This window comes from Frigoribacterium sp. AC512, assembly GCF_979258295.1.
On sequence record NZ_OZ409850.1, the window covers coordinates 3,056,483 to 3,075,477 of the forward strand.

Consider the following 18,995-nt stretch of genomic DNA (forward strand, 5'->3'; position numbering starts at 1 on the left):
TCCTTCGTTCTGTGGAGGCGTCGATCGTGGCGCCTCCGTCGTGTCGCGCTGTCAGCGCAGGAGGAGGTTGGGCTGCAGCAGGTAGCGGTAGCTGTCAGCGCCCGCCTGGTCCTTGGAGGACTGACTGGTGATCAGCACAGGACCGGGCTTGTTCGGGTTCTCCGTCTTCGTGAAGGAGATCCGCACGAACTCGGAGTGGACGGCTCCGAGGCCGTCGAGGAGGAACTGGGGCTTCAACGAGACCACCGTGTCCTCTCCCGTCAACAACGCGTCGATCGACTCTGATGCCTGCGCTTGTTCGCTGCCGACCGCCTCGAGGGTGAGGCCGTCGATCGTGAACGTGAACCTGAGGGCCGCCTCGCGCTCGAGCACGAGCGAGACACGGCGGATGGACTCGACGAGCTCGGCGGTGTTGATCACCGCGAAGTTCTCGACGGTCTCGGGGAAGAGCCGCTTGACCGGGGGGAAGTTGCCCTTGATCAGCAACGACGTCACGGTCTTGTCGCCGGCCTGGAACGCGATCAGCTCGCGGTCGTCGCTGCCGGTGATCGACACGGAGACGGTGCTGGCGCTGCCGAAGGTCTTGCCGACCTCCTGCAGGGTGCGGGCCGGGACGAGCGCCGTGGTCGTCTCGGTGCTCGCGGCGGTGCCGGGGTCGAACTCGATCCCCCGGACGGCCACCCGGTAGCGGTCGGTTGCCACGAGCGACAGCGCGTTCTCGGTGACCTCGAGCTGCACGCCCGTGATGACCGGCGTCACGTCGTCGCGGGAGGCGGCGACGGCGACCTGGGAGATGGCCAGCGAGAAGGCGTCCCCGGGGACGACGCCCGAGCGCTCCCCGACCGTGGGCAGCGTCGGGTACTCCTCGACGGGCATGCTCAGCAGCGAGAAGTTGGCGGAGCCGCAGCTCACGGCGATGCGGTTCTCGTCGGTCGAGAACGTCACGGGTGCGTTGGGCAGGCGGTTCGCGATGTCGGCGAGGAGCCGCCCCGAGACGAGGATCGTGCCGGGCTCGTCGACCTCGGCCGCGATGCTCGTCTGGGCCGAGACCTCGTAGTCGAAGGACGAGAGCGTGAGGCCGTCGGCGTCCGCCTCGATCAGCACGCCGCTGAGGATCGGCAGCGTCGTCCGCTGCGGGAGGAGCTTCACGGCGAAGGAGACGGCATCGCTGAAGACGTCGCGGTTGACCTGGAACTTCACGCGGGGACCCCTGTTCGACTTCTCGCTCGTGGATGGCCCGCCAATACTGCCACAGCGAGGAGGCGGGCGGTCCCTGCTCCGTGGACCGCCGCCGGCTGTCCACAAGGTTGTCTCTCCAACAATTTCTTGTAATCAGGATTAACAGTCTTAACCGTTGTGCACAGTGTGGATAACCTGTTTAAAACCCCGAGGCCAGAGGGAACTACACGATTGTGACTTGTGCACGGAGTGTGGACTCGACGGGGTGATCGGTCGACGTCCTGCCCGTCCGCCGAGGGCGGTTCCCACAGGCCCGAGCGATCCGTGAACACCTGAGCTGTAGTTGTCCACGTCTTTCCACAAGTTATCCACACTGTGGGATCGATGGCTGTCCTCAGGTGCTGCAGGCCGCCTCCTGCGGGCTCGTGGACGCACGAACGGGCGCCGACCCGAGGTCGACGCCCGTCCGGGGCACGCGGCGAGGAGGCGCAGGCACAGCGCCTCGACTCGCCTACTTGTAGCGGGTGTCCTGCTTGATGCGGCTCGTCAGCTCGGTCACCTGGTTGTAGATCGAGCGGCGTTCCTTCATGAGCTCGCTGATCTTCTTGTTCGCGTACATGACCGTGGTGTGGTCGCGGTTGCCGAAGAGCTGGCCGATCTTGGGGAGGGACAGGCTGGTGAGCTCGCGGCAGAGGTACATCGCGATCTGTCGAGCCGTGGCGATCGCCTGCGAGCGGGACGACCCGTAGAGGTCGTCGACCGAGAGCTTGAAGTAGTCGGCGGTGTGGTTGATGATGTCGACCGGCGCGACGATGTTGTCCTCGTCGAGGGTGATCAGGTCCTTCAGGACGGTCTGCACGAGCGCCATGTCGACCGCGGTGCGGTTCAGGCTGGCAAACGCCGTCACCCGGATCAGCGTGCCCTCGAGCTCGCGGATGTTGCTCGACACCTTCGTGGCGATGAACTCGAGCACCTCGTCGCGGACCTGCAGCTTCTCGCTCTGCGCCTTCTTGCGGAGGATCGCGATGCGGGTCTCGAGGTCGGGCGCCTGCACGTCGGTGATCAGGCCCCACTCGAAGCGCGAGCGCATGCGGTCCTCGAAGCCCGTCAGGTGCTTGGGCGGCAGGTCGCTCGTGATCACGAGCTGCTTGTCGTGGTCGTGCAGGGTGTTGAAGGTGTGGAAGAAGGCCTCCTGGGTCGAGTCCTTGCCCTGCAGGAACTGGATGTCGTCGATCAGGAGGATGTCGATCTCGCGGTATCGCTGCTGGAACAGGTTCGACCGGTTGTTGGCGATCGAGTTGATGAAGTCGTTCGTGAACTCCTCGCTGCTCACGTAGCGGACCCGGATGCCCGGGTACATCGTCTCGGCGTAGTGGCCGATGGCGTGGAGGAGGTGCGTCTTGCCCAGCCCGGACGAGCCGTAGATGAAGAGGGGGTTGTACGCCTTGGCCGGCGCCTCGGCGACGGCCACCGCCGCGGCGTGCGCGAACCGGTTCGAGGCGCCGATCACGAAGTTGTCGAAGCTGTACTTGGGGTTCAGCCGCGAGTCGTTGCGCTTGCCGGTCGACGGCGACTCGACCGGGGCCGGCACGAACGGGGCCTCGATGTAGTGGGCCGGCTCCGACTCCTCGGGCTGCTGGGTGAGGGTGTCGGGCGTGATGTCGGGGTTGACGGTGATGGCGAAGCTCGCGACCGAGGTGTCGCCGAGCGCGGCGATGGACTCGAGCAGCGGGGTGCGGATGCGCTGCTCGAGCATGCCGCGGGTCAGGTCGTTGGGCACCTCGAGGTAGAGGGTGCCGCCCAGCACGCCCTTGGGCTCGACCAGGCTGATGAAGCCGTGCAGCTGAGGAGTGATGCGATCGTCGGTCGTCAGGGTCGCGAGCACGGATCGCCAGAGGTCCTGGACCGGATCGACGGTGTTCGCCACGGGGCTCTTCCTACCTACTTATGCACAGGTTTCTCCACTGGCCGACGAGCGACGTCAGAGCCAGGAACACTGCTACTTCCCCAGAACTACGCGGATGCGGAGCGGGAGGTGCCCACTTTAGTTCGTCGGGCCGCACCCTCCGCAACCGAGGTTGTCAACACTGTGGAGAACTCCGGGGAGGGCTGTCGTTTGACCGCAGGACAGAAGCCGCGTACTTTTAATCAGTTGAATCCCAGCCGACTCGGCTGACGAAGACTTCTCGGATCACGGCACCAGGCCAGGTCCGCATCCCCCTGGAGAGAACACCATGAGCAAGAGAACGTTCCAGCCGAACAACCGCCGCCGCGCCAAGAAGCACGGTTTCCGTGCCCGCATGCGCACCCGTGCCGGCCGCGCCATCCTGGCGCACCGCCGCGGCAAGGGCCGCACCGAGCTCTCCGCGTAGCAGCCTCCGTGTTGGCCCGGGCCAACCGGATCGTCCGCGCAGACGACTACCGCAACACAGTGCGCCGTGGCCGCAAGTCGGGCACGGCGCACTCGGTCGTCTACGTGCGTCGTCGAGACGACGACCTGGTCCGGTTCGGCTTCATCGTGGCCAAGACGGTCGGCAACGCCGTGGCGCGCAACACCGTCCGTCGTCGGCTCAAGCACGTCTGCCACGACATCCTCCCGGGGGTGCCCCCGGGCACCGACGTTGTCGTCCGGGCACTGCCAGGCAGCCTCGACGTTCCGTGGTCTACCCTGCTCAGGGACATCTCGGGGGTCGTCGACAAGGTCGTGGGACAGTGAAGCAAGCGGTGCAGTTCGTGACGTTGCTGCCGCGCAACGTGTGCGTCGTGCTGCTCCGCGCCTACCGGGCCGTCGTCTCTCCCCTCTACGGCGAGGTCTGCCGGTACCACCCGTCCTGCTCGCGGTACGCGCTCGAGGCCATCCAGCAGCACGGCGTCGTGCGGGGCTCGGCGATGGGCGCGTGGCGGATCGGACGCTGTAACCCCTGGGCTGCCGGCGGCATCGACGACGTGACCCCGCCCCGGCGACAGAAGTACACCACCACGGCCTTCGGCTTCGTGGTCCCTCGATCCGACGTGGTCGCGCCCGCCCCGAGCGGCGTGCCCCGTCTCATCGTCCAGAGCCACGGAAAGGGCTGACCCGAACACCATGGACTTCATCGGAACCATCCTCTGGCCCCTCAGGTGGGTCGTCGAGGCGATCCTCGTGGGCTTCCACAACGTGCTCACCGCGCTCGGCATGGACACGGCCGCCGGCAGCACCTGGGTCCTGTCGATCGTCGGCCTCGTGCTCGTCGTCCGAGCTGCCCTCATCCCGATCTTCGTCCGCCAGATCAAGAGCCAGCGACGCATGATGGAGATCGCGCCCCGGCTCAAGAAGATCCAGGACAAGTACAAGGGCAAGCGCGACCAGTTCAGCCGCGAGGCGATGTCGCGCGAGACCATGGCGCTCTACAAGGACACGGGCACGAACCCGCTCAGTTCCTGCCTGCCGCTCCTGATCCAGATGCCGATCTTCTTCAGCCTCTACACGGTGCTGCACAACGCCCAGCAGGACAAGGTCGGCATCGGCCTCCTCAGCCAGGCGCTCTCCACCTCGTTCGGCGAGTCGTCGCTCTTCGGCGCCCCTCTCAAGGAGACCTTCCTCGGCGCCACGACCTGGGAGGTCCGGCTGATGGCCGGCATCATGGTCGTCGTCATGACCGCGTCGCAGTTCATCACGCAGCTGCAGATCGTCTCGAAGAACATGTCGCCCGAGACCAAGGCGAGCCCGATGTTCAAGCAGCAGCGGATGCTGCTCTACTTCCTCCCCCTCGTGTTCGTCTTCTCGGGCCTCTCGTTCCCCCTCGGTGTCATGTTCTACTGGCTGACCTCGAACATCTGGACGATGGCGCAGCAGTTCATCGTCATCCGGAACATGCCCACCCCGGGCAGCGAGGCGGCCCTGGCCCGCGAGGAACGTCTCGCGAAGAAGGCCCAGCGCAAGGGCCTCGGGCTCGGTGACATCACCGTCACCGAGATCGAGTCCGCCCCCGCCGTGCCGAAGGCGACGCAGCGCGTGCAGCCGGTCGGCAAGAACCGCGCCAAGAAGCAGAACGGCGCCAAGAAGTAGCGCCGTGCTCCCCCGGCCTCGTGCGGGGGGAGCACGTCCGGCAGCCGATGCCGGCGACGTGTGACCGATCTACCCGGAAGAGGCGACGAGCATGACCGACAACGACACTGCCGACATCGACACCACCGGCGCCGACCTCCCCGTGGGCACCGCGGCGGCAGCCGAGGAGGCGACGGTCACCGACGACCGGCAGCGCACCTCCGGCGCTGCCGACTCGGTCGACGGGGCCGACGCCGCGTCCGTCATCGACGAGGGCGAGATCGCCGCCGACTACATCGAGGAGCTCCTCGACATCTGCGACTTCGACGGCGACATCGACATCGAGGTCCGCGGCGGCCGGTCGTACATCTCGGTCGACGCCTCCGGCGAGGGGTCCCTGCGGGCACTGTCGAAGCCCGACACGGTCACGGCCCTCCAGGAGCTGACCCGCATCGCGGTGCAGACCAAGACGGGCGAGTTCTCGCGTCTCATCCTCGACATCGGCGGATCGCGCCAGACCCGCGAGGCCGAGCTCGGGGCCATGGTCGACCGGGCCGTCGAGCGTCTCGAGGAGGGCGCCGAGGCGGCGTCCCTGCCGCCCATGTCGTCGTACGAGCGCAAGCTGGTGCACGACATCGTCGCCGCCCGCGGCTTCGTCTCGGAGTCCGAGGGCGAAGGCCGCGACCGTCACACCGTCATCAAGCGCGGCTGACCCGATCGTGAGCACCGACCAGGCGGGCCTCCTCGAGGCCGAGCCCGCCGTCGCGCGGGAGATCTTCGGCGACCGCCTCGAGGTCGTCCGACAGTTCACCGCCGACCTCGCACAGCACGGCGAGGAGCTCGGGTTGATCGGGCCCCTCGAGCTCCCCCGCCTCTGGACACGTCACGTGGTCAACTCGGGGCTGGTGGCTCCGCTCCTCCGACCGGGTGCGCGGGTGGGCGACATCGGCTCCGGCGCCGGCCTGCCCGGCCTGGTGCTGGCAGCCGCGCGCCCGGACACGACGCTCTTGCTCATCGAGCCGATGGAGCGACGGACGGACTGGCTGTCCGCCGAGGCCGAGCGCCTCGGCCTGACCAACGTCGAGGTGGTCCGTGCCCGCGCGGAGGACGTCGAGCTCGACACGTGGCTCGACCAGGCGACCGCGCGCGCCGTGTCGGCGTTGTCCAAGCTGATCCCGTTGACGGCTCGACTCGTGCGGACCGGCGGCGAGCTGATCCTGATGAAGGGCGTTCGTGTCGACCAGGAGGTCGAAGCGGCACGCAAGGTCATCGCCAGGACGCACCTGGTGGACGTCGAGGTGCTCGAGCTCGGCGTCGGGGTCGTCGACCCCGCGGAGACGACCCGGGTGTTCCGGGCCACGCTCGACTGACGAGCGCCGAGGAGGCGCCGGTCGGCTCCACAGGAAGCGATCTGAGCGCCGCGGGTGATCCACCGTCTGGCACGTCGCCGTTCAGCGTCCGAGATCGGCCTAGCCGTCGATCGAGTTGTATGTGACCGTGGATCAGGGTATTTGCTGGAGCGCACTGAGATGTCGCTGATCTCGGCGTTCTCGGGTCCCGAGCGCGACAGCTCGTCCGGGATGCTTCCTCGTGGGGCCGTGACGCGCCGCCGGCGACTTGCTCGACGTGCCTGCGACACAGTTATGCACATGTTGGCGAGCCTGTGCACAAACATGTCTGGCGCTCGTCCTGCGCATCCCGCGCCGTCACTCGCCTCTCGTTTCACGTGAAACGCGAACACGATGGGAAGGGCTCCGATGCCTGTCTGCACGACCCGGCGAGATAGAGTGGAGGCTCGGCTCAGCAGTGATGATCATCGTCGATCGTCACCACGCGCGAGGCCGTTTCACGTGAAACACAGCGATGCGGAGATCCCCCGGTGAGTTCATCCACGGAGTACGACGACAGCACTCCCCTGGCGCGCGAGCTCGCTGATCTCCGCCGCAGGCGCGAGGCACTGTCGAGGGACCCGCTCCCCGCGCCGACCAAGACCCGCATCTTGACCGTCTCGAACCAGAAGGGCGGGGTGGGCAAGACGACGACGACGGTCAACCTGGCCGCCGCCCTCGCCCGGAGCGGCGCTCGCGTCCTCGTGATCGACCTCGACCCGCAGGGGAACGCCTCGACCGCACTAGGAGTGGAGCACCGTGCGGACACGCCCAGTGTCTACGACGTGATCGTCAACGAGGGCGACATCTCGGACGTCGTGCAGCAGAGTCCCGAGTTCCCCGACCTGTACTGCGTGCCGGCGACCATCCACCTGGCGGGTGCGGAGATCGAGCTCGTGTCGCTCGTGGCTCGCGAGCAGAGGCTCCGTACCCAACTCGACGCTTACCTGTCGGCCACGGAGGCGGCAGGCGAGCGGTTCGACTACGTGTTCATCGACTGCCCGCCGTCGCTCGGCCTGCTCACCATCAACGCCTTCGTCGCGGCCGGAGAGGTGCTGATACCGATCCAGTGCGAGTACTACGCCCTCGAGGGGCTCAGCCAGCTGCTCCGCAACATCCAGTTGATCGAGAAGCACCTCAACCCGACGCTGCAGGTGTCGAGCATCCTGTTGACCATGTACGACGGGCGCACGAACCTGGCGAGACAGGTCGTCGCAGACGTGCGCGAGCACTTCCCGGCCGAGGCACTCGACACTCTCATCCCCCGATCCGTCCGCATCAGCGAGGCGCCCGGGTACGGACAGACGGTCATCAGCTACGACACGAACTCACCCGGCTCGATCTCGTACCTCGAGGCCGCAGCAGAACTAGCACGACGAGGAGCACCCCAGTAGTGGCAACCAAGAGAACGGGCCTCGGGCGCGGCATCGGCGCCCTCATCCCCGTGGCAGAAGAAGGCCAGGACAGGCCCGTCGACGTCTTCTTCCCGACAGGACAGCAGACGGCAGACGAGCTGGTGGCGGTGCCGGGGGCACGGCTCGCCAACATCAACCCGCTCGATGTCGTCCCCAATGCGCAGCAGCCCCGTGCGGAGTTCCGCGAGGAGGAGCTGGCTGAGCTGGTCACCAGCATCCGGGAGGTGGGTGTCCTCCAGCCCATCGTGGTGCGGCCCCTCCCCCGTGACGCGTCGGCGAAGGGTGCCACCGCGGCCCCGCAGTACGAGCTGGTCATGGGTGAGAGACGGCTGCGGGCGACGAAGCAGCTGGGCCTGGCGACGATCCCTGCGATCGTCAAGGAGACAGCCGACGAGTCGATGCTCCGCGACGCCCTGCTCGAGAACCTGCACCGGGCGGAACTGAACCCTCTCGAGGAAGCATCCGCTTATCAGCAACTTCTCGCGGACTTCGGCATCACCCAGGAGGAGCTGTCGAGCCGCATCGGGCGCAGCCGGCCACAGATCTCGAACACCCTCCGCCTGCTCCGACTCCCTGCGAGCGTGCAGCGACGCGTCGCTTCCGGTGTGCTCTCGGCGGGCCACGCCCGGGCGATCCTGTCGACCGGTGATTCGCTCTTGATGGAGCGTCTCGCGGAGAAGATCGTCAACGAGGACCTGTCGGTGCGTGCAGCCGAGGCCGCAGCCGCAGGTACGAGCCTCAAGCCCCGTACCACCCGGGCTGCGGTGGGCCGCCATCAGGCTCATCTCGACGAAGTCGCGGAGAACCTCGGGGATCGGCTCGAGACCAAGGTGAAGGTCAAGATGGGTGCCAGGAAGGGCTCGATCGCCATCGACTTCGCGTCGATGCAGGACCTCAACCGGATCCTCGCTGCCCTGGGGCAGGATCCCTTCTCCCAGTAGCTCTGGTGCTCTGGCCGACCGGGTCATGGTCCGTTCCACGTGAAACGCCCGTCTTCTCGTCCGAGGAGGCGGGCGTTTTGCTGCGGACGATGCCTTAGTCGCCCCGTTCCACGTGAAACATTCCCTCGTGTCGGGAAGAACGCTTGCGCTTTGGGCGACCGTTACGCGCCCGGCCTCATGTGAGTGTCGTCGCCCACGGTCGCCCTGTCGTAGGGGCGAGGCAGGCTTCGAGTAGTGCACGAGCCCTCAGGCGGTTGTCAGCATGCCCCTCGCAGGGAGCGGTTGCGTCGTCATCAGGGAAGGCAGGATGGCAGTCGTTGATCTCTCAGGCCGGTCGGATTCGCATGTTCCACGTGAAACGCCCGCCTTCTTCATCGAGAAAGCGGGCGTTCCACGTGAAACGGTGTCACGCGTGGTCGAGGACTGCCTTCTCGGCGAGAGCGGCGTAGACGAGGCCGAGCTCGAAGCCGGCGGCGTCGAGTGCCATGGGGACCAGGGACGTCTCGGTCAGGCCGGGCAGCACGTTCACCTCGAGGAACCACGGAGTGCCCGCGGCGTCGACGATCAGGTCGACCCGGGAGAGGTGGCGGAGGCCGAGCGCCCGGTGGACGGTCACCGCGGTCTGAGCCGCCGCCTCCTGCGCTCGGTCGTCGAGGCGGGCCGGCGTGAAGAACGTGGTCTCGCCGGCGTTGTACCGAGCCTCGAAGCCGTAGACACCGTTGCGGGGGACGATCTCGACGGCCGGCAGGGCGGACGGGCCGTCACCCGTGTCGATGACGCCGACCGCGATCTCGGTGCCGGTGATCTTCTGCTCGACGATCACGTCGTCGCAGTACGTGTAGGCGTCCACCATCGCTCGGGGCAGCTGATCAGCGGATTCGACGACGGTCACGCCCTGTGCCGAGCCGCCGCGGGCCGGCTTCACGACGACCGGGACGGGGTGCTCCTCCGAGATGGCGGTGAGCACGCCCGCAGCGCCGAGCTCACGGAAGGCGTCGTGCGAGAGCGTGATGCCACGGGGCGTCCGGACCCCCGCACGGTACGCGAGCTCCTTGGCGGTGGGCTTGTCCCACGCGAGCCGAGCCGCCGCCGAGCTGCTGCCGACGAAGGGGATGTCCAGCGCCTCGAGCAAGCCGCGCAGGGCACCGTCCTCGCCGCTGGCGCCGTGCAGGGCCGGCCAGACGACGTCGGGTCGGGTCGTGGTGAGGTGCTCCAGCAGCGAGGCGTCGGGATCGCGCAGGTCGACCTCGATGCCGTTGGCGACCAGGCTGTCGACCACGCGCCTCCCCGACCTCAGCGAGACGTCCCGTTCGTGGGAGATGCCCCCGGCCAGCACGGTGACCTTCTTGACGGCGCTCTGAGTCATCGGGGCTCTCTCTCGTGAGTCTGCCACGCGATCGTCCCGTGGCGGCATTTCGGGTTAAGTGCTGATCAGTTCATGTTCGGCGGCGGTGTCGACACGCCGGTGCGCATCGTCAGGGGCGAGCCGAGCCGGGCGCCGGAGAACGTCGCGAGCAGGTCGAGCTCGCCGTTGACGACGGTCGCGAGCCGGGCGATTCCGGTCCGGATCGACTCGGACGTCGGGTAGCAGAACGACAGACGGATGTTCTGGCGCCCGCCGCCGTCGGCGAAGAACGCCGTGCCGGGCGTGTACGCGACCAGCTCCTTCACGGCACGGGGCAGCATCGCCTTCGAGTCGAGCTCGTCGGGCAGGGTGACCCAGACGAAGAAGCCGCCGTCGGGCACGGTCCAGCTGAGCGACGGGAGGTACTCCCCCAGCGCTGAGATCATGGCGTCCCGACGCTCGCGGTAGAGGCCGCGGAACGACTCGATCTGACCGCGCCAGTCGGCCTGGTCGAGGTACTCGGTGATGACGAACTGGCCGAACGAGTTGGGCGAGAGCGTCGCGGACTCGTTGGCGAGGATGAGCTTCTCGCGGATGGCGTGCGGGGCGAGGGCCCAGCCGACGCGGAAGCCGGGAGCGAGCGTCTTGGAGAACGAGCCGAGGTAGATGACGCCCTCGTCGTCGACCGAGCGCATCGCCTGGGGGGCCGGCTGGTCGAAGTACAGGAGGCCGTACGGGTTGTCCTCGAGGACGAGGATCCCGGCGTCGCGACAGATCTCGAGGATCTCGAGCCGGCGGGCCCAGGTCAGGGTCACGCCGGCCGGGTTGTGGAAGTTGGGGATCGTGTAGAGGAACTTGATCGTGCGGCCCTCGGACCTGACCCGGGCGATCGTCTCTCGCAGCGCCTCCGGCACGAGGCCCTCGGCGTCGGTCGCGACGTGCGAGACGTCGGCCTGGTAGGCCTTGAAGACGCCCAGGGCGCCCACGTAGCTGGGCGACTCGGCCAGCACGACGTCGCCCGGGTTGACGAACAGCCGGGTCACCAGGTCGAGGGCCTGCTGGGAGCCGGTGGTCACGACGACGTCGTCGGCGCTGCCCCGGATGCCCTCCATCGCCATGATCTGCATGATGTGCTCGCGGATGGCCGGCGTGCCCTGCCCTGAGCCGTACTGCAGGGCCATGGCCCCGCCGTTCTGCGACATCACCCGGTCGATCGCCCCGGTCACGAGCTCGCGCGGCAGGGCAGAGACGAAGGGCATGCCGCCGGCCAGGGAGACGACCTCGGGTCGGCTGGCGACGGCGAAGAGGGCTCGGACCTCGGAGGCGCTCAGGCCGGCCGTGCGGTCGGCGTAGGAGTCGTACCACGGGTCGAGGTTGGTGCCCTTGTCGGTCATGTGCGTCCCTGTCGGTCAGAGGTGGTGCGGTTCAGGATATGCCCGGAGCGGCCCGGAGACGGCGAGAGCCCGCCCAGCGGGTGCTGGGCGGGCTCTCGGGCGGTGCGTCGACGGGAGGTCGACCTACGCGAGGAACTCCGCCAGGTCGGCCTCGAGGGCCGGCTTGGGCTTGGCGCCGATGACGGTCTTGACGACCTGGCCGCCCTTGTAGACCTTCATCGCCGGGATCGACGTGATCTGGTACTGCATGGCGGTCTGGGGGTTGTCGTCGACGTTGAGCTTGACGATCTCGATCTTGTCGGCGTTCTCGGCCGCGATCTGGTCGAGGATCGGCGAGACCGCGCGGCACGGGCCGCACCACTCGGCCCAGAAGTCGACCAGGATCGTCTTGTCGGACTTGAGGACGTCGGCCTCGAAGGAGGCGTCGGTGACTGCCTTGGCGCTGCTCATGGTGGTTCCTTTCGTCAGGGGGTTCGTGTGTTCGTGCGTGCGGGCCGACGTCGCCGACCTGCGGTCGCAGGTCAGGCTGAGACGGGCTCCGGGGCGACCGACTCGGCGGTGTCGATGCCCTCGGCGGCGCCCTCGGTGTGCTCGGCCAGGAAGGTCTGGTCGAGGCTGGCGAGGAAGTGCTCGGCGTCGAGTGCGGCGACGACCCCGGAGCCGGCCGCGGTGGCCGCCTGGCGGTAGGTGTCGTCGACGACGTCGCCCGCCGCGAAGACGCCGCGGAGGTTGGTCTTCGAGCTGCGGCCCTCGACGGCGATGGTGCCGCTCGTGGTGAGGTCGACCTGGCCGTGGACGAGGTGCACGCGGGGGTCGTTGCCGATGGCGATGAAGAGCCCGTCGAGGTCGAGGTCGCTCGTGCTGCCGTCGACCGTGTCGGTCAGCTGCACGCCCGTGGCCTTCTCGTCGCCGAGGATCGCCGTGACCTGCTTGTTGAACAGGAACTCGATCTTGTCGTTGCCCTGCGCGCGGTCCTGCATGATCTTCGAGGCGCGCAGCGTCTCCGAGCGGTGGATGACGTAGACCTTCGAGGCGAAGCGCGTCAGGAACGTCGCCTCCTCCATGGCCGAGTCGCCGCCTCCCACGACCGCGATCTCCTTCTGCTTGAAGAAGAAGCCGTCGCAGGTGGCGCACCAGCTGACGCCGCGGCCGCTGAGGCGCTCCTCGTCGGGCAGGCCGAGCTTGCGGTACGCGCTGCCGGTCGCGAAGATCACGGTCAGCGCCTCCTCGACGGTGCCGCTGCCGAGCGTGACCTTCTTGACGTCGCCCGTCAGGTCGACGCTGGTGACGTCGTCGAGCAGCACCTCGGCGCCGAACTTCTCGGCCTGCTCCTGGAGCTTGAACATGAGCTCAGGACCCTGGATGCCGTCGGGGAACCCGGGGAAGTTCTCGACCTCGGTGGTCTTCATGAGCTCGCCGCCCGCCTCGACCGAGCTCGCCACGATCAGCGGCTCGAGACCGGCGCGCGCCGCGTAGATGCCCGCCGTGTAGCCGGCGGGTCCGGAGCCGATGATGATGATCTGGCGCATGGCACCTTCCTCAGTGACGTTCGTGGATGACGGGAGAGGGACTGCGGGCCGTCTGCCCGTCTCGCCCTCGCTCGACCGTCTGGTGCAACACATCCTAGGGTCGGCGCATTCCGTCGGCCCGGGGCTCGCAGACGGCGCCCAGCGACCGGCCTGCGAGCCGCTCGCTCGGCGGCCGCGGCGCCGACCGGGTCAGCCACTGGCTCGGCGACCGCGTCAGCGACCGCGTCAGCGACGAAGGAGGCGCGCGGCCAGCGGGCGCACCCGGCGGACCACTGGGGCGGTCAGGTCGGTCAGCTCGGGCAGGCGGATCAGTGCCAGGAGCCCGAGGTACACGGCGGCCATGACGAGCCCGGCGACGACGACGGTGAGGATGCCGGCGATGCGGCCCGAGTGCGCGAATCCGTCGGGGGTGAAACCACCCAGCACGGTCACGACGACGAGCCCGACGGCCCCGGCGACCAGGGAGAAGAAGGCGAACTGCAGGTAGCGGCGCAGCACCCAGCGACCGTCGATGCCGCCCAGCCGGCGCTTCACGAGCACGAGGGCGACGATCGTCTGGGCCGAGCCGGCGACCGAGGTCGTGATCGCGATGGCCACGGCGATGAGCTCGTCCGGCACGACCGCCGACGAGATCAGCGTGCCGACGACGAAGATGCCCGACTGGACGATCTGCATGAAGAACGGCGTGCGCTGGTCGTGCAGGGCGAAGAAGACGCGCTGCACGACGAACAGGACGCTGAAGAGCACGAGCCCGGGCATGAAGCCGAGGATGACCTGCGCCATCTGGCTCGCCCCGGTGAAGGTGCTCTCGAAGAAGCTCGCGAACGGGTAGGCGACGACGCACATGGCGACCGCCGCGAAGACCATGAACATGCCGATGGTGCGGAGCGACTGCGAGAGGTCGGTGCGCACCGCGCGCAGGTCGCCGCGGGAGGCGTGCCCGCTCATGCGCGTGAAGTAGGCGGTCGCGATCGAGACGGCGACGATGCCGTGGGGCAGCATGAAGAGCAGCCACGAGTTGGCGAGCACGGCGTTCGAGGCGCCCGTGCCGCTGCCCTCGGAGGCGACGCGGCTCTGCACGAGACCGGCGAGCTGGGTCACGAGGACCATGCCGAAGAGCCAGCCGGCGGCCTTGCCGGTCGCCCCGAGGCCGACGCCGCGCCAGCGGAAGTCGGGACGGAACGACAGCCCCGCCCGTCGCCAGAAGAGCAGCAGGAAGCCCGCCTGCGCCAGGACGCCGAGGCTCGCCGTGCCGGCGAGCACGGTGATGCGGCCGGGGGTCCAGACGTCGACGACCGAGTTCTCGGCCGAGCCGCCGAAGAGCACCATGAAGACGACCAGGCCGGCGATGGCGACGACGTTGTTGACGACCGGTGCCCAGGTGAACGGCCCGAAGACCTGGCGGGCGTTGAGCACCTCGCTGAGCAGCGAGTACATCGCGTAGAAGAAGATCTGCGGCAGGCACCAGTAGGCGAACGCCGTGGCGAGGGCGATCGCGTCCGGCGTGTAACCACCTTGACCGGTCGACCCCGCCTGTTGGGCGTAGAGCCGCACGAGCAGGGGCGCGAGCAGCGTGCCGACCAGGCCGACCGCCGCGAAGACGATGGTGCCGAGCGTCACGATCTTGTTGATGAAGCGCTGGCCGCCGTCGTCGTCCTGGGTGGCGGCGCGCACGATCTGCGGCACGAGCACCGCGCTCAGCAGACCGCCCGCGATGAGCGCGTAGATGTTGTTCGGCAGCTGGTTCGCGAGGGCGAACGAGTCGGCGGCGCGGCTGGCCGACTGGCCGATCGCCGCGGCCAGCACGGCCGTCTTGACGAAGCCGAGCACCCGGGACACCATCGTGCCCGAGGCGAGCAGCACGCTCGCGCGGCCCAGGCCCGCCTGCTGCGCGCTCACGAGCTGACACCTGTCTCGGTGGTGTCCGGTCGGACACCGGTGTCGGTGGTGTCGCTGCCGACGGCACCGGCGCCTCCGTCGGAGGTCCGTGTCGTGGCCTCCTCGCGAGCGAGCCGCCGCTTGCGGAACGTCCGGTAGATCCCGCCGCCGAACAGCACCAGGAACCCGACGGCGAACACCCAGGTGATCGCGGTCTCCCAGCCGGCCTGCACCGAGATGGACACGGTGGACGGCGTCGAGATGGCGACCCCGGCCGCGCTGACGAGGCTGAGCGAGACGTCGACGGTCCCGTTGGCGACGGACTGCACCGGGACGCGGACACGGGCCTGCGAGTCGGACGCGACGGTCACCTCGATGCGGTTCTGCTCGACCGACAGCAACGAGTTCGAGGGCTGCACCATCAGGTAGACGGTGGCTGCCGACGAGGTCGAGTTCTGCACGTAGAGGGGCAGGGAGGTGCGGTCGCCGAGGATGGAGAGGTCGCTGCCCTGCACGATCGAGACGAGGCCCGACGTGGCGACGGACTCGGCGTCGGCCGCCGCGACCTCGGCGGCGAGGCCGTCGGGGTTGTCTCGCCAGGCGTGCGAGGCGAGGGCGAGCGTCCGGAGGCGCGCGGGGCCCGTGACGGCCTGGGGCTGGGCGAGGGCCGTGGAGAAGTCGGAGACGCGGCGGTCGGCCGTGGCGAGCGTGCGCAGCAGGGCGGCCCGCGCGTCGTCCTCGGGCTCGTCGAGGACGGTGGCGGTCGACGGGGCGCTGGCCACCGCCTCCTGCAGGGTGCTGGCAGCCGACCACGGGAGGTCGCGCAGCGCTGCGAGCGTCCGCGTCAGGTAGGCGCTGTCGGGCGACCAGCCGCGCCCGAGCGTGGCGAGGAGCGTGCGGGCGTCGCTCGGACGCTCTCGGGCGACGGTGGCGACGCTGGCGGAGAGCTCGGCCATCGCCGTCGCCCAGGCTGCGTCGTCGGAGGCGCCGGCCGCGTCCGAGAGGAGCGTCGAGAGCGTGTCGTCCGAGACGAGTCCCGCGGTGGCCCCGAGCTGCGTCGCCGCGTTCTCGGTCGCCCCGGTCGAGACCTCGACGTTCGAGCTGGACACGATCGTCGAGGTGTACCCGCTCGCGGCCAGGACGTCGAGGTCGGCGGCGACGACCGTGTCGGCCTCGGGCCACGCGACGCCGGTGGTCGACCAGGGCCAGCTCAGCAGCGACTCGGTGGTGGGCAGGGCCGGCGCGGCCGAGGGGTCGTCCGTCTGACCGGTGCCGCTGCCGTCGGTGCCGTCGCCGCCGTCGGCGGGCGGCTCGACGGCCGACGGCTCGGAGGTGCCGCTCGCCGACGGCTCGGGCGTGCCGCTCGGCGTCGCCTCGGCGAACAGCGTCGGGTCGATCAGGGAGTCGAACGAGACGGGCGTCGGGATTGTCGTCGCGCCTCCCTGGCTCAGGCCCGTGACGTCGGCGTCCGCGTACGCGAGCGGGAACATCTCGAGGCCCGACTGCTGCAGCTGGTCGAGCCAGTCGAGGGCCGAGGCCGGCGCCGACGTGCCCAGCAGCCGGACGGAGGCGATGATCATCGGGTCGACGGCCACGGCGGCCTGCGTGCCCTGCACCGCCCTCAGCTGGCGTGTGAGCGTGCCGTCGATCGAGGTGTACGCCGCGAGGGCGTTCGCGTCGAGCACGCCGTTCTCGGTCTCGGGCGTCGTGATCGGCACCGCGACGGCGAGCTTCGTCGCCTGGAAGCTCTCGGCCGGGAACCAGGCGACGCTGCTGCGCGCCTGGGCCAGCTGGGCGCCGTCCGCGTCGACGAGCCGGGCGCCGAGGGCGCGCGCACCCCAGCCGTAGCCGCCGAGCGCGACGGTCGCGGCCGGCACGGTCACGGAGCCGACGGTGCGCGACTGCCCCGACGGGACCTCGGGCACGTCGACGCGCGTCAGGGAGGTGCCGAGGTAGTCGCTCCCGCTCGTCGAGGCGGGCGAGAGCCAGCCGGCGAGCTTCGCGCGGGTGACGAAGGCCTGCCGGTCGAGGTAGATGCGCGCGACGGAGGCCGCCAGGTCGTCCTCGGTCGCGTTCGTGACGACGACGTCGAGCACGAGGTCGCGGTCCGGCACGAGCACGCCCGACTCGGCGGGCGCCAACGAGAGCGTGACGGCGTCGTCGGGGGCACTCGACGCGGCGGCGGCCGCGCGGGCGGGCGACGCGCCCGACGACCCGAGGCCGAGCCCGACGACCACGACGAACACCGCCGTCAGCGCGGCGAGCAGGGCGTGGAGTCGTCTCATAGGCAGGGTGCGGCCGGCGCGGGACGGCCGACGAGCATGCCGAGTCTAGGCAATCGAGACCCCCTGGTCGCGGTGAGGGTCCCGAGACGCGACCGACGACGGACGGCCTCAGCCCTAGGGAGGAGGCGCCCGCCGCCCGGTGCGCCGGGCGCACTGTGGCAAAGTGGTCGGTCATGGACACCGTCGCCTCCGCAGTCGAGCGACTGGACCGACTGGCCGCCGCCCCCCGCATCGAGAAGCTCGCCGCCGCGTTCGCCGCGGCCGGCCACGAGCTCGCCCTCGTCGGCGGCCCCGTCCGTGACGCGTTCCTCGGCCGCCGGGTCAACGACCTCGACTTCACCACCGACGCCTCCCCCGACGAGATCCTCGAGATCGTCGTGCCCCTCGCCGAGGCGCACTGGGACGTCGGGCGTCAGTTCGGCACCATCGCCGCCCGGGTCGACGGCGAGGTCGTCGAGATCACGACGTACCGCAGCGACGTCTACGACGGCGAGACCCGCAAGCCCGTCGTCGAGTTCGGCGACACCCTCGAGGGCGACCTCGTGCGGCGCGACTTCACCGTCAACGCGATGGCGCTGCGACTGCCCGAGCGGGTGCTCGTCGACCCGTCGGGCGGCGTGGAGGACCTGCTGGCCGGTCGTCTCGCGACGCCGGGCAGTGCCGTCGACTCGTTCCGCGACGACCCGCTCCGCATGATGCGCGCCGCACGCTTCGTCGCGCAGCTCGGCTTCTCCGTGTCGGACGAGGTGCGCGAGGCGATCTCGGCCCGCGCCTCCACCCTGTCGATCGTCTCGGTCGAGCGCGTCGCCGACGAGCTCTCGAAGCTGCTCCGCACCGACACGCCCCGCGACGGCGTCCGGCTGATGGTCGACACCGGCCTCGCCGACCACGTCCTGCCCGAGCTCGCGGCGATGCGCCTCGAGGTCGACGAGCACCACCACCACAAGGACGTCTACGAGCACAGCCTCACGGTGCTCGACCAGGCCATCGGCTACGAGCGCGAGCGGCACCCGGGCGAGGCGCCCGACCTGACCCTCCGGCTCGCCGCGCTGCTGCACGACTGCGGCAAGCCCGACACCCGCAGGCTCGAGCCGGGCGGTGTCGTCACGTTCCACCACCACGACGTCGTCGGGTCGAAGCTGGCCCGCAAGCGCCTGCGCGCCCTCCGGTTCGACAACGACACGACCAAGGCCGTGTCCCGTCTGATCGAGCTGCACCTCCGCTTCTTCGGGTACACCGAGGGCGCCTGGACCGACTCGGCGGTGCGCCGCTACGTCCGCGACGCCGGCGACGAGCTCGAGCGCCTGCACATGCTGACCCGTGCCGACGTGACGACCCGCAACAAGCGCAAGGCCGACCGGCTCGGCTTCGCCTACGACGACCTCGAGGCCCGCATCGCCGACCTGCGCGAGCGCGAGGCGCTCGACTCGCTCCGTCCCGACCTCGACGGCGACGACATCCAGCGCGTGCTCGGCATCTCCCCCGGCCGCGAGGTCGGCGAGGCGTACCGGTTCCTGCTCGAGCTGCGCACCGAGGAGGGGCCCCTCGGCAGCGAGGTCGCGACCGACCGGTTGCTGGCCTGGTGGGCGACGCGCGCCTCCTAGGCCGTACTGT

At 69.4% G+C, this 18,995-nt stretch carries 17 protein-coding genes; 9 read left to right on the forward strand and 8 right to left on the reverse strand.

What is annotated here, in order from left to right; genetic code table 11:
* Nucleotides 1–51: 51 nt before the first annotated feature.
* On the reverse strand, nucleotides 52–1,200 hold the full coding sequence (gene dnaN, locus ACZZ97_RS14070) for a DNA polymerase III subunit beta (protein ID WP_133739079.1): 1,149 nt from the start codon (nucleotides 1,198–1,200) through the stop codon (nucleotides 52–54).
* Between the two features lie 490 nt (nucleotides 1,201–1,690).
* Nucleotides 1,691–3,106, reverse strand: a complete 1,416-nt coding sequence (dnaA, locus tag ACZZ97_RS14075; RefSeq protein WP_123547400.1) for a chromosomal replication initiator protein DnaA — start codon at nucleotides 3,104–3,106, stop codon at nucleotides 1,691–1,693.
* Nucleotides 3,107–3,413: 307 nt separating this feature from the next.
* On the opposite strand from dnaA, the gene rpmH reads away from it, so the two are divergent.
* From rpmH to ACZZ97_RS14115, 8 genes are all read left to right on the forward strand, one after another.
* Nucleotides 3,414–3,551, forward strand: coding sequence for a 50S ribosomal protein L34 (gene rpmH, locus ACZZ97_RS14080; protein WP_123356527.1), 138 nt, complete (start codon nucleotides 3,414–3,416; stop codon nucleotides 3,549–3,551).
* Nucleotides 3,552–3,559: 8 nt separating this feature from the next.
* The gene (gene rnpA / locus ACZZ97_RS14085) at nucleotides 3,560–3,895 is read left to right on the forward strand and encodes a ribonuclease P protein component (RefSeq protein WP_123547399.1); all 336 of its coding nucleotides are present in this window, start codon (nucleotides 3,560–3,562) and stop codon (nucleotides 3,893–3,895) included.
* Entirely contained in the window at nucleotides 3,892–4,254 is a 363-nt protein-coding gene (yidD, locus tag ACZZ97_RS14090) for a membrane protein insertion efficiency factor YidD (RefSeq protein WP_123547398.1), read from the forward strand. Before rnpA ends, yidD begins: the two co-directional genes overlap by 4 nt.
* A 10-nt stretch (nucleotides 4,255–4,264) precedes the next feature.
* The gene (yidC, locus tag ACZZ97_RS14095; RefSeq protein WP_314100659.1) at nucleotides 4,265–5,227 is read left to right on the forward strand and encodes a membrane protein insertase YidC; all 963 of its coding nucleotides are present in this window, start codon (nucleotides 4,265–4,267) and stop codon (nucleotides 5,225–5,227) included.
* 91 nt (nucleotides 5,228–5,318) lie between these two features.
* A complete protein-coding gene (locus ACZZ97_RS14100) occupies nucleotides 5,319–5,918 on the forward strand; it encodes a Jag family protein (protein ID WP_314100660.1) in 600 nt (199 codons plus the stop codon).
* Nucleotides 5,919–5,925: 7 nt separating this feature from the next.
* A complete protein-coding gene (rsmG, locus tag ACZZ97_RS14105) occupies nucleotides 5,926–6,576 on the forward strand; it encodes a 16S rRNA (guanine(527)-N(7))-methyltransferase RsmG (protein ID WP_314100661.1) in 651 nt (216 codons plus the stop codon).
* Between the two features lie 509 nt (nucleotides 6,577–7,085).
* Entirely contained in the window at nucleotides 7,086–7,988 is a 903-nt protein-coding gene (locus tag ACZZ97_RS14110) for a ParA family protein (RefSeq protein WP_314100662.1), read from the forward strand.
* Nucleotides 7,988–8,950, forward strand: coding sequence for a ParB/RepB/Spo0J family partition protein (locus ACZZ97_RS14115; protein ID WP_463473550.1), 963 nt, complete (start codon nucleotides 7,988–7,990; stop codon nucleotides 8,948–8,950). The genes ACZZ97_RS14110 and ACZZ97_RS14115 overlap by 1 nt, the downstream gene beginning before the upstream one ends.
* Before the next feature lie 406 nt (nucleotides 8,951–9,356).
* Here the strand turns inward: ACZZ97_RS14115 and ACZZ97_RS14120 are convergent, their stop codons facing one another.
* From ACZZ97_RS14120 to ACZZ97_RS14145, 6 genes are all read right to left on the reverse strand, one after another.
* On the reverse strand, nucleotides 9,357–10,316 hold the full coding sequence (locus tag ACZZ97_RS14120; RefSeq protein ID WP_463473551.1) for a D-alanine--D-alanine ligase family protein: 960 nt from the start codon (nucleotides 10,314–10,316) through the stop codon (nucleotides 9,357–9,359).
* 65 nt (nucleotides 10,317–10,381) lie between these two features.
* Complete coding sequence (locus ACZZ97_RS14125) at nucleotides 10,382–11,689, reverse strand: aminotransferase-like domain-containing protein (protein ID WP_463473552.1); 1,308 nt, start codon at nucleotides 11,687–11,689, stop codon at nucleotides 10,382–10,384.
* Nucleotides 11,690–11,812: 123 nt separating this feature from the next.
* Complete coding sequence (gene trxA, locus ACZZ97_RS14130; protein WP_123547390.1) at nucleotides 11,813–12,139, reverse strand: thioredoxin; 327 nt, start codon at nucleotides 12,137–12,139, stop codon at nucleotides 11,813–11,815.
* A 71-nt stretch (nucleotides 12,140–12,210) separates the two neighbouring features.
* Complete coding sequence (trxB, locus tag ACZZ97_RS14135; protein ID WP_194614179.1) at nucleotides 12,211–13,218, reverse strand: thioredoxin-disulfide reductase; 1,008 nt, start codon at nucleotides 13,216–13,218, stop codon at nucleotides 12,211–12,213.
* 225 nt (nucleotides 13,219–13,443) lie between these two features.
* Nucleotides 13,444–15,117, reverse strand: a complete 1,674-nt coding sequence (gene murJ / locus ACZZ97_RS14140; protein WP_463473553.1) for a murein biosynthesis integral membrane protein MurJ — start codon at nucleotides 15,115–15,117, stop codon at nucleotides 13,444–13,446.
* Nucleotides 15,114–17,381 carry a DUF6049 family protein gene (locus tag ACZZ97_RS14145; protein WP_463473554.1) on the reverse strand — a complete coding sequence of 756 codons (2,268 nt, stop codon included), beginning with the start codon at nucleotides 17,379–17,381 and terminating at the stop codon, nucleotides 15,114–15,116. The genes murJ and ACZZ97_RS14145 overlap by 4 nt, the downstream gene beginning before the upstream one ends.
* A 173-nt stretch (nucleotides 17,382–17,554) precedes the next feature.
* On the opposite strand from ACZZ97_RS14145, the gene ACZZ97_RS14150 reads away from it, so the two are divergent.
* Nucleotides 17,555–18,985, forward strand: coding sequence for a CCA tRNA nucleotidyltransferase (locus tag ACZZ97_RS14150; protein WP_314100669.1), 1,431 nt, complete (start codon nucleotides 17,555–17,557; stop codon nucleotides 18,983–18,985).
* Nucleotides 18,986–18,995: the final 10 nt, after the last annotated feature.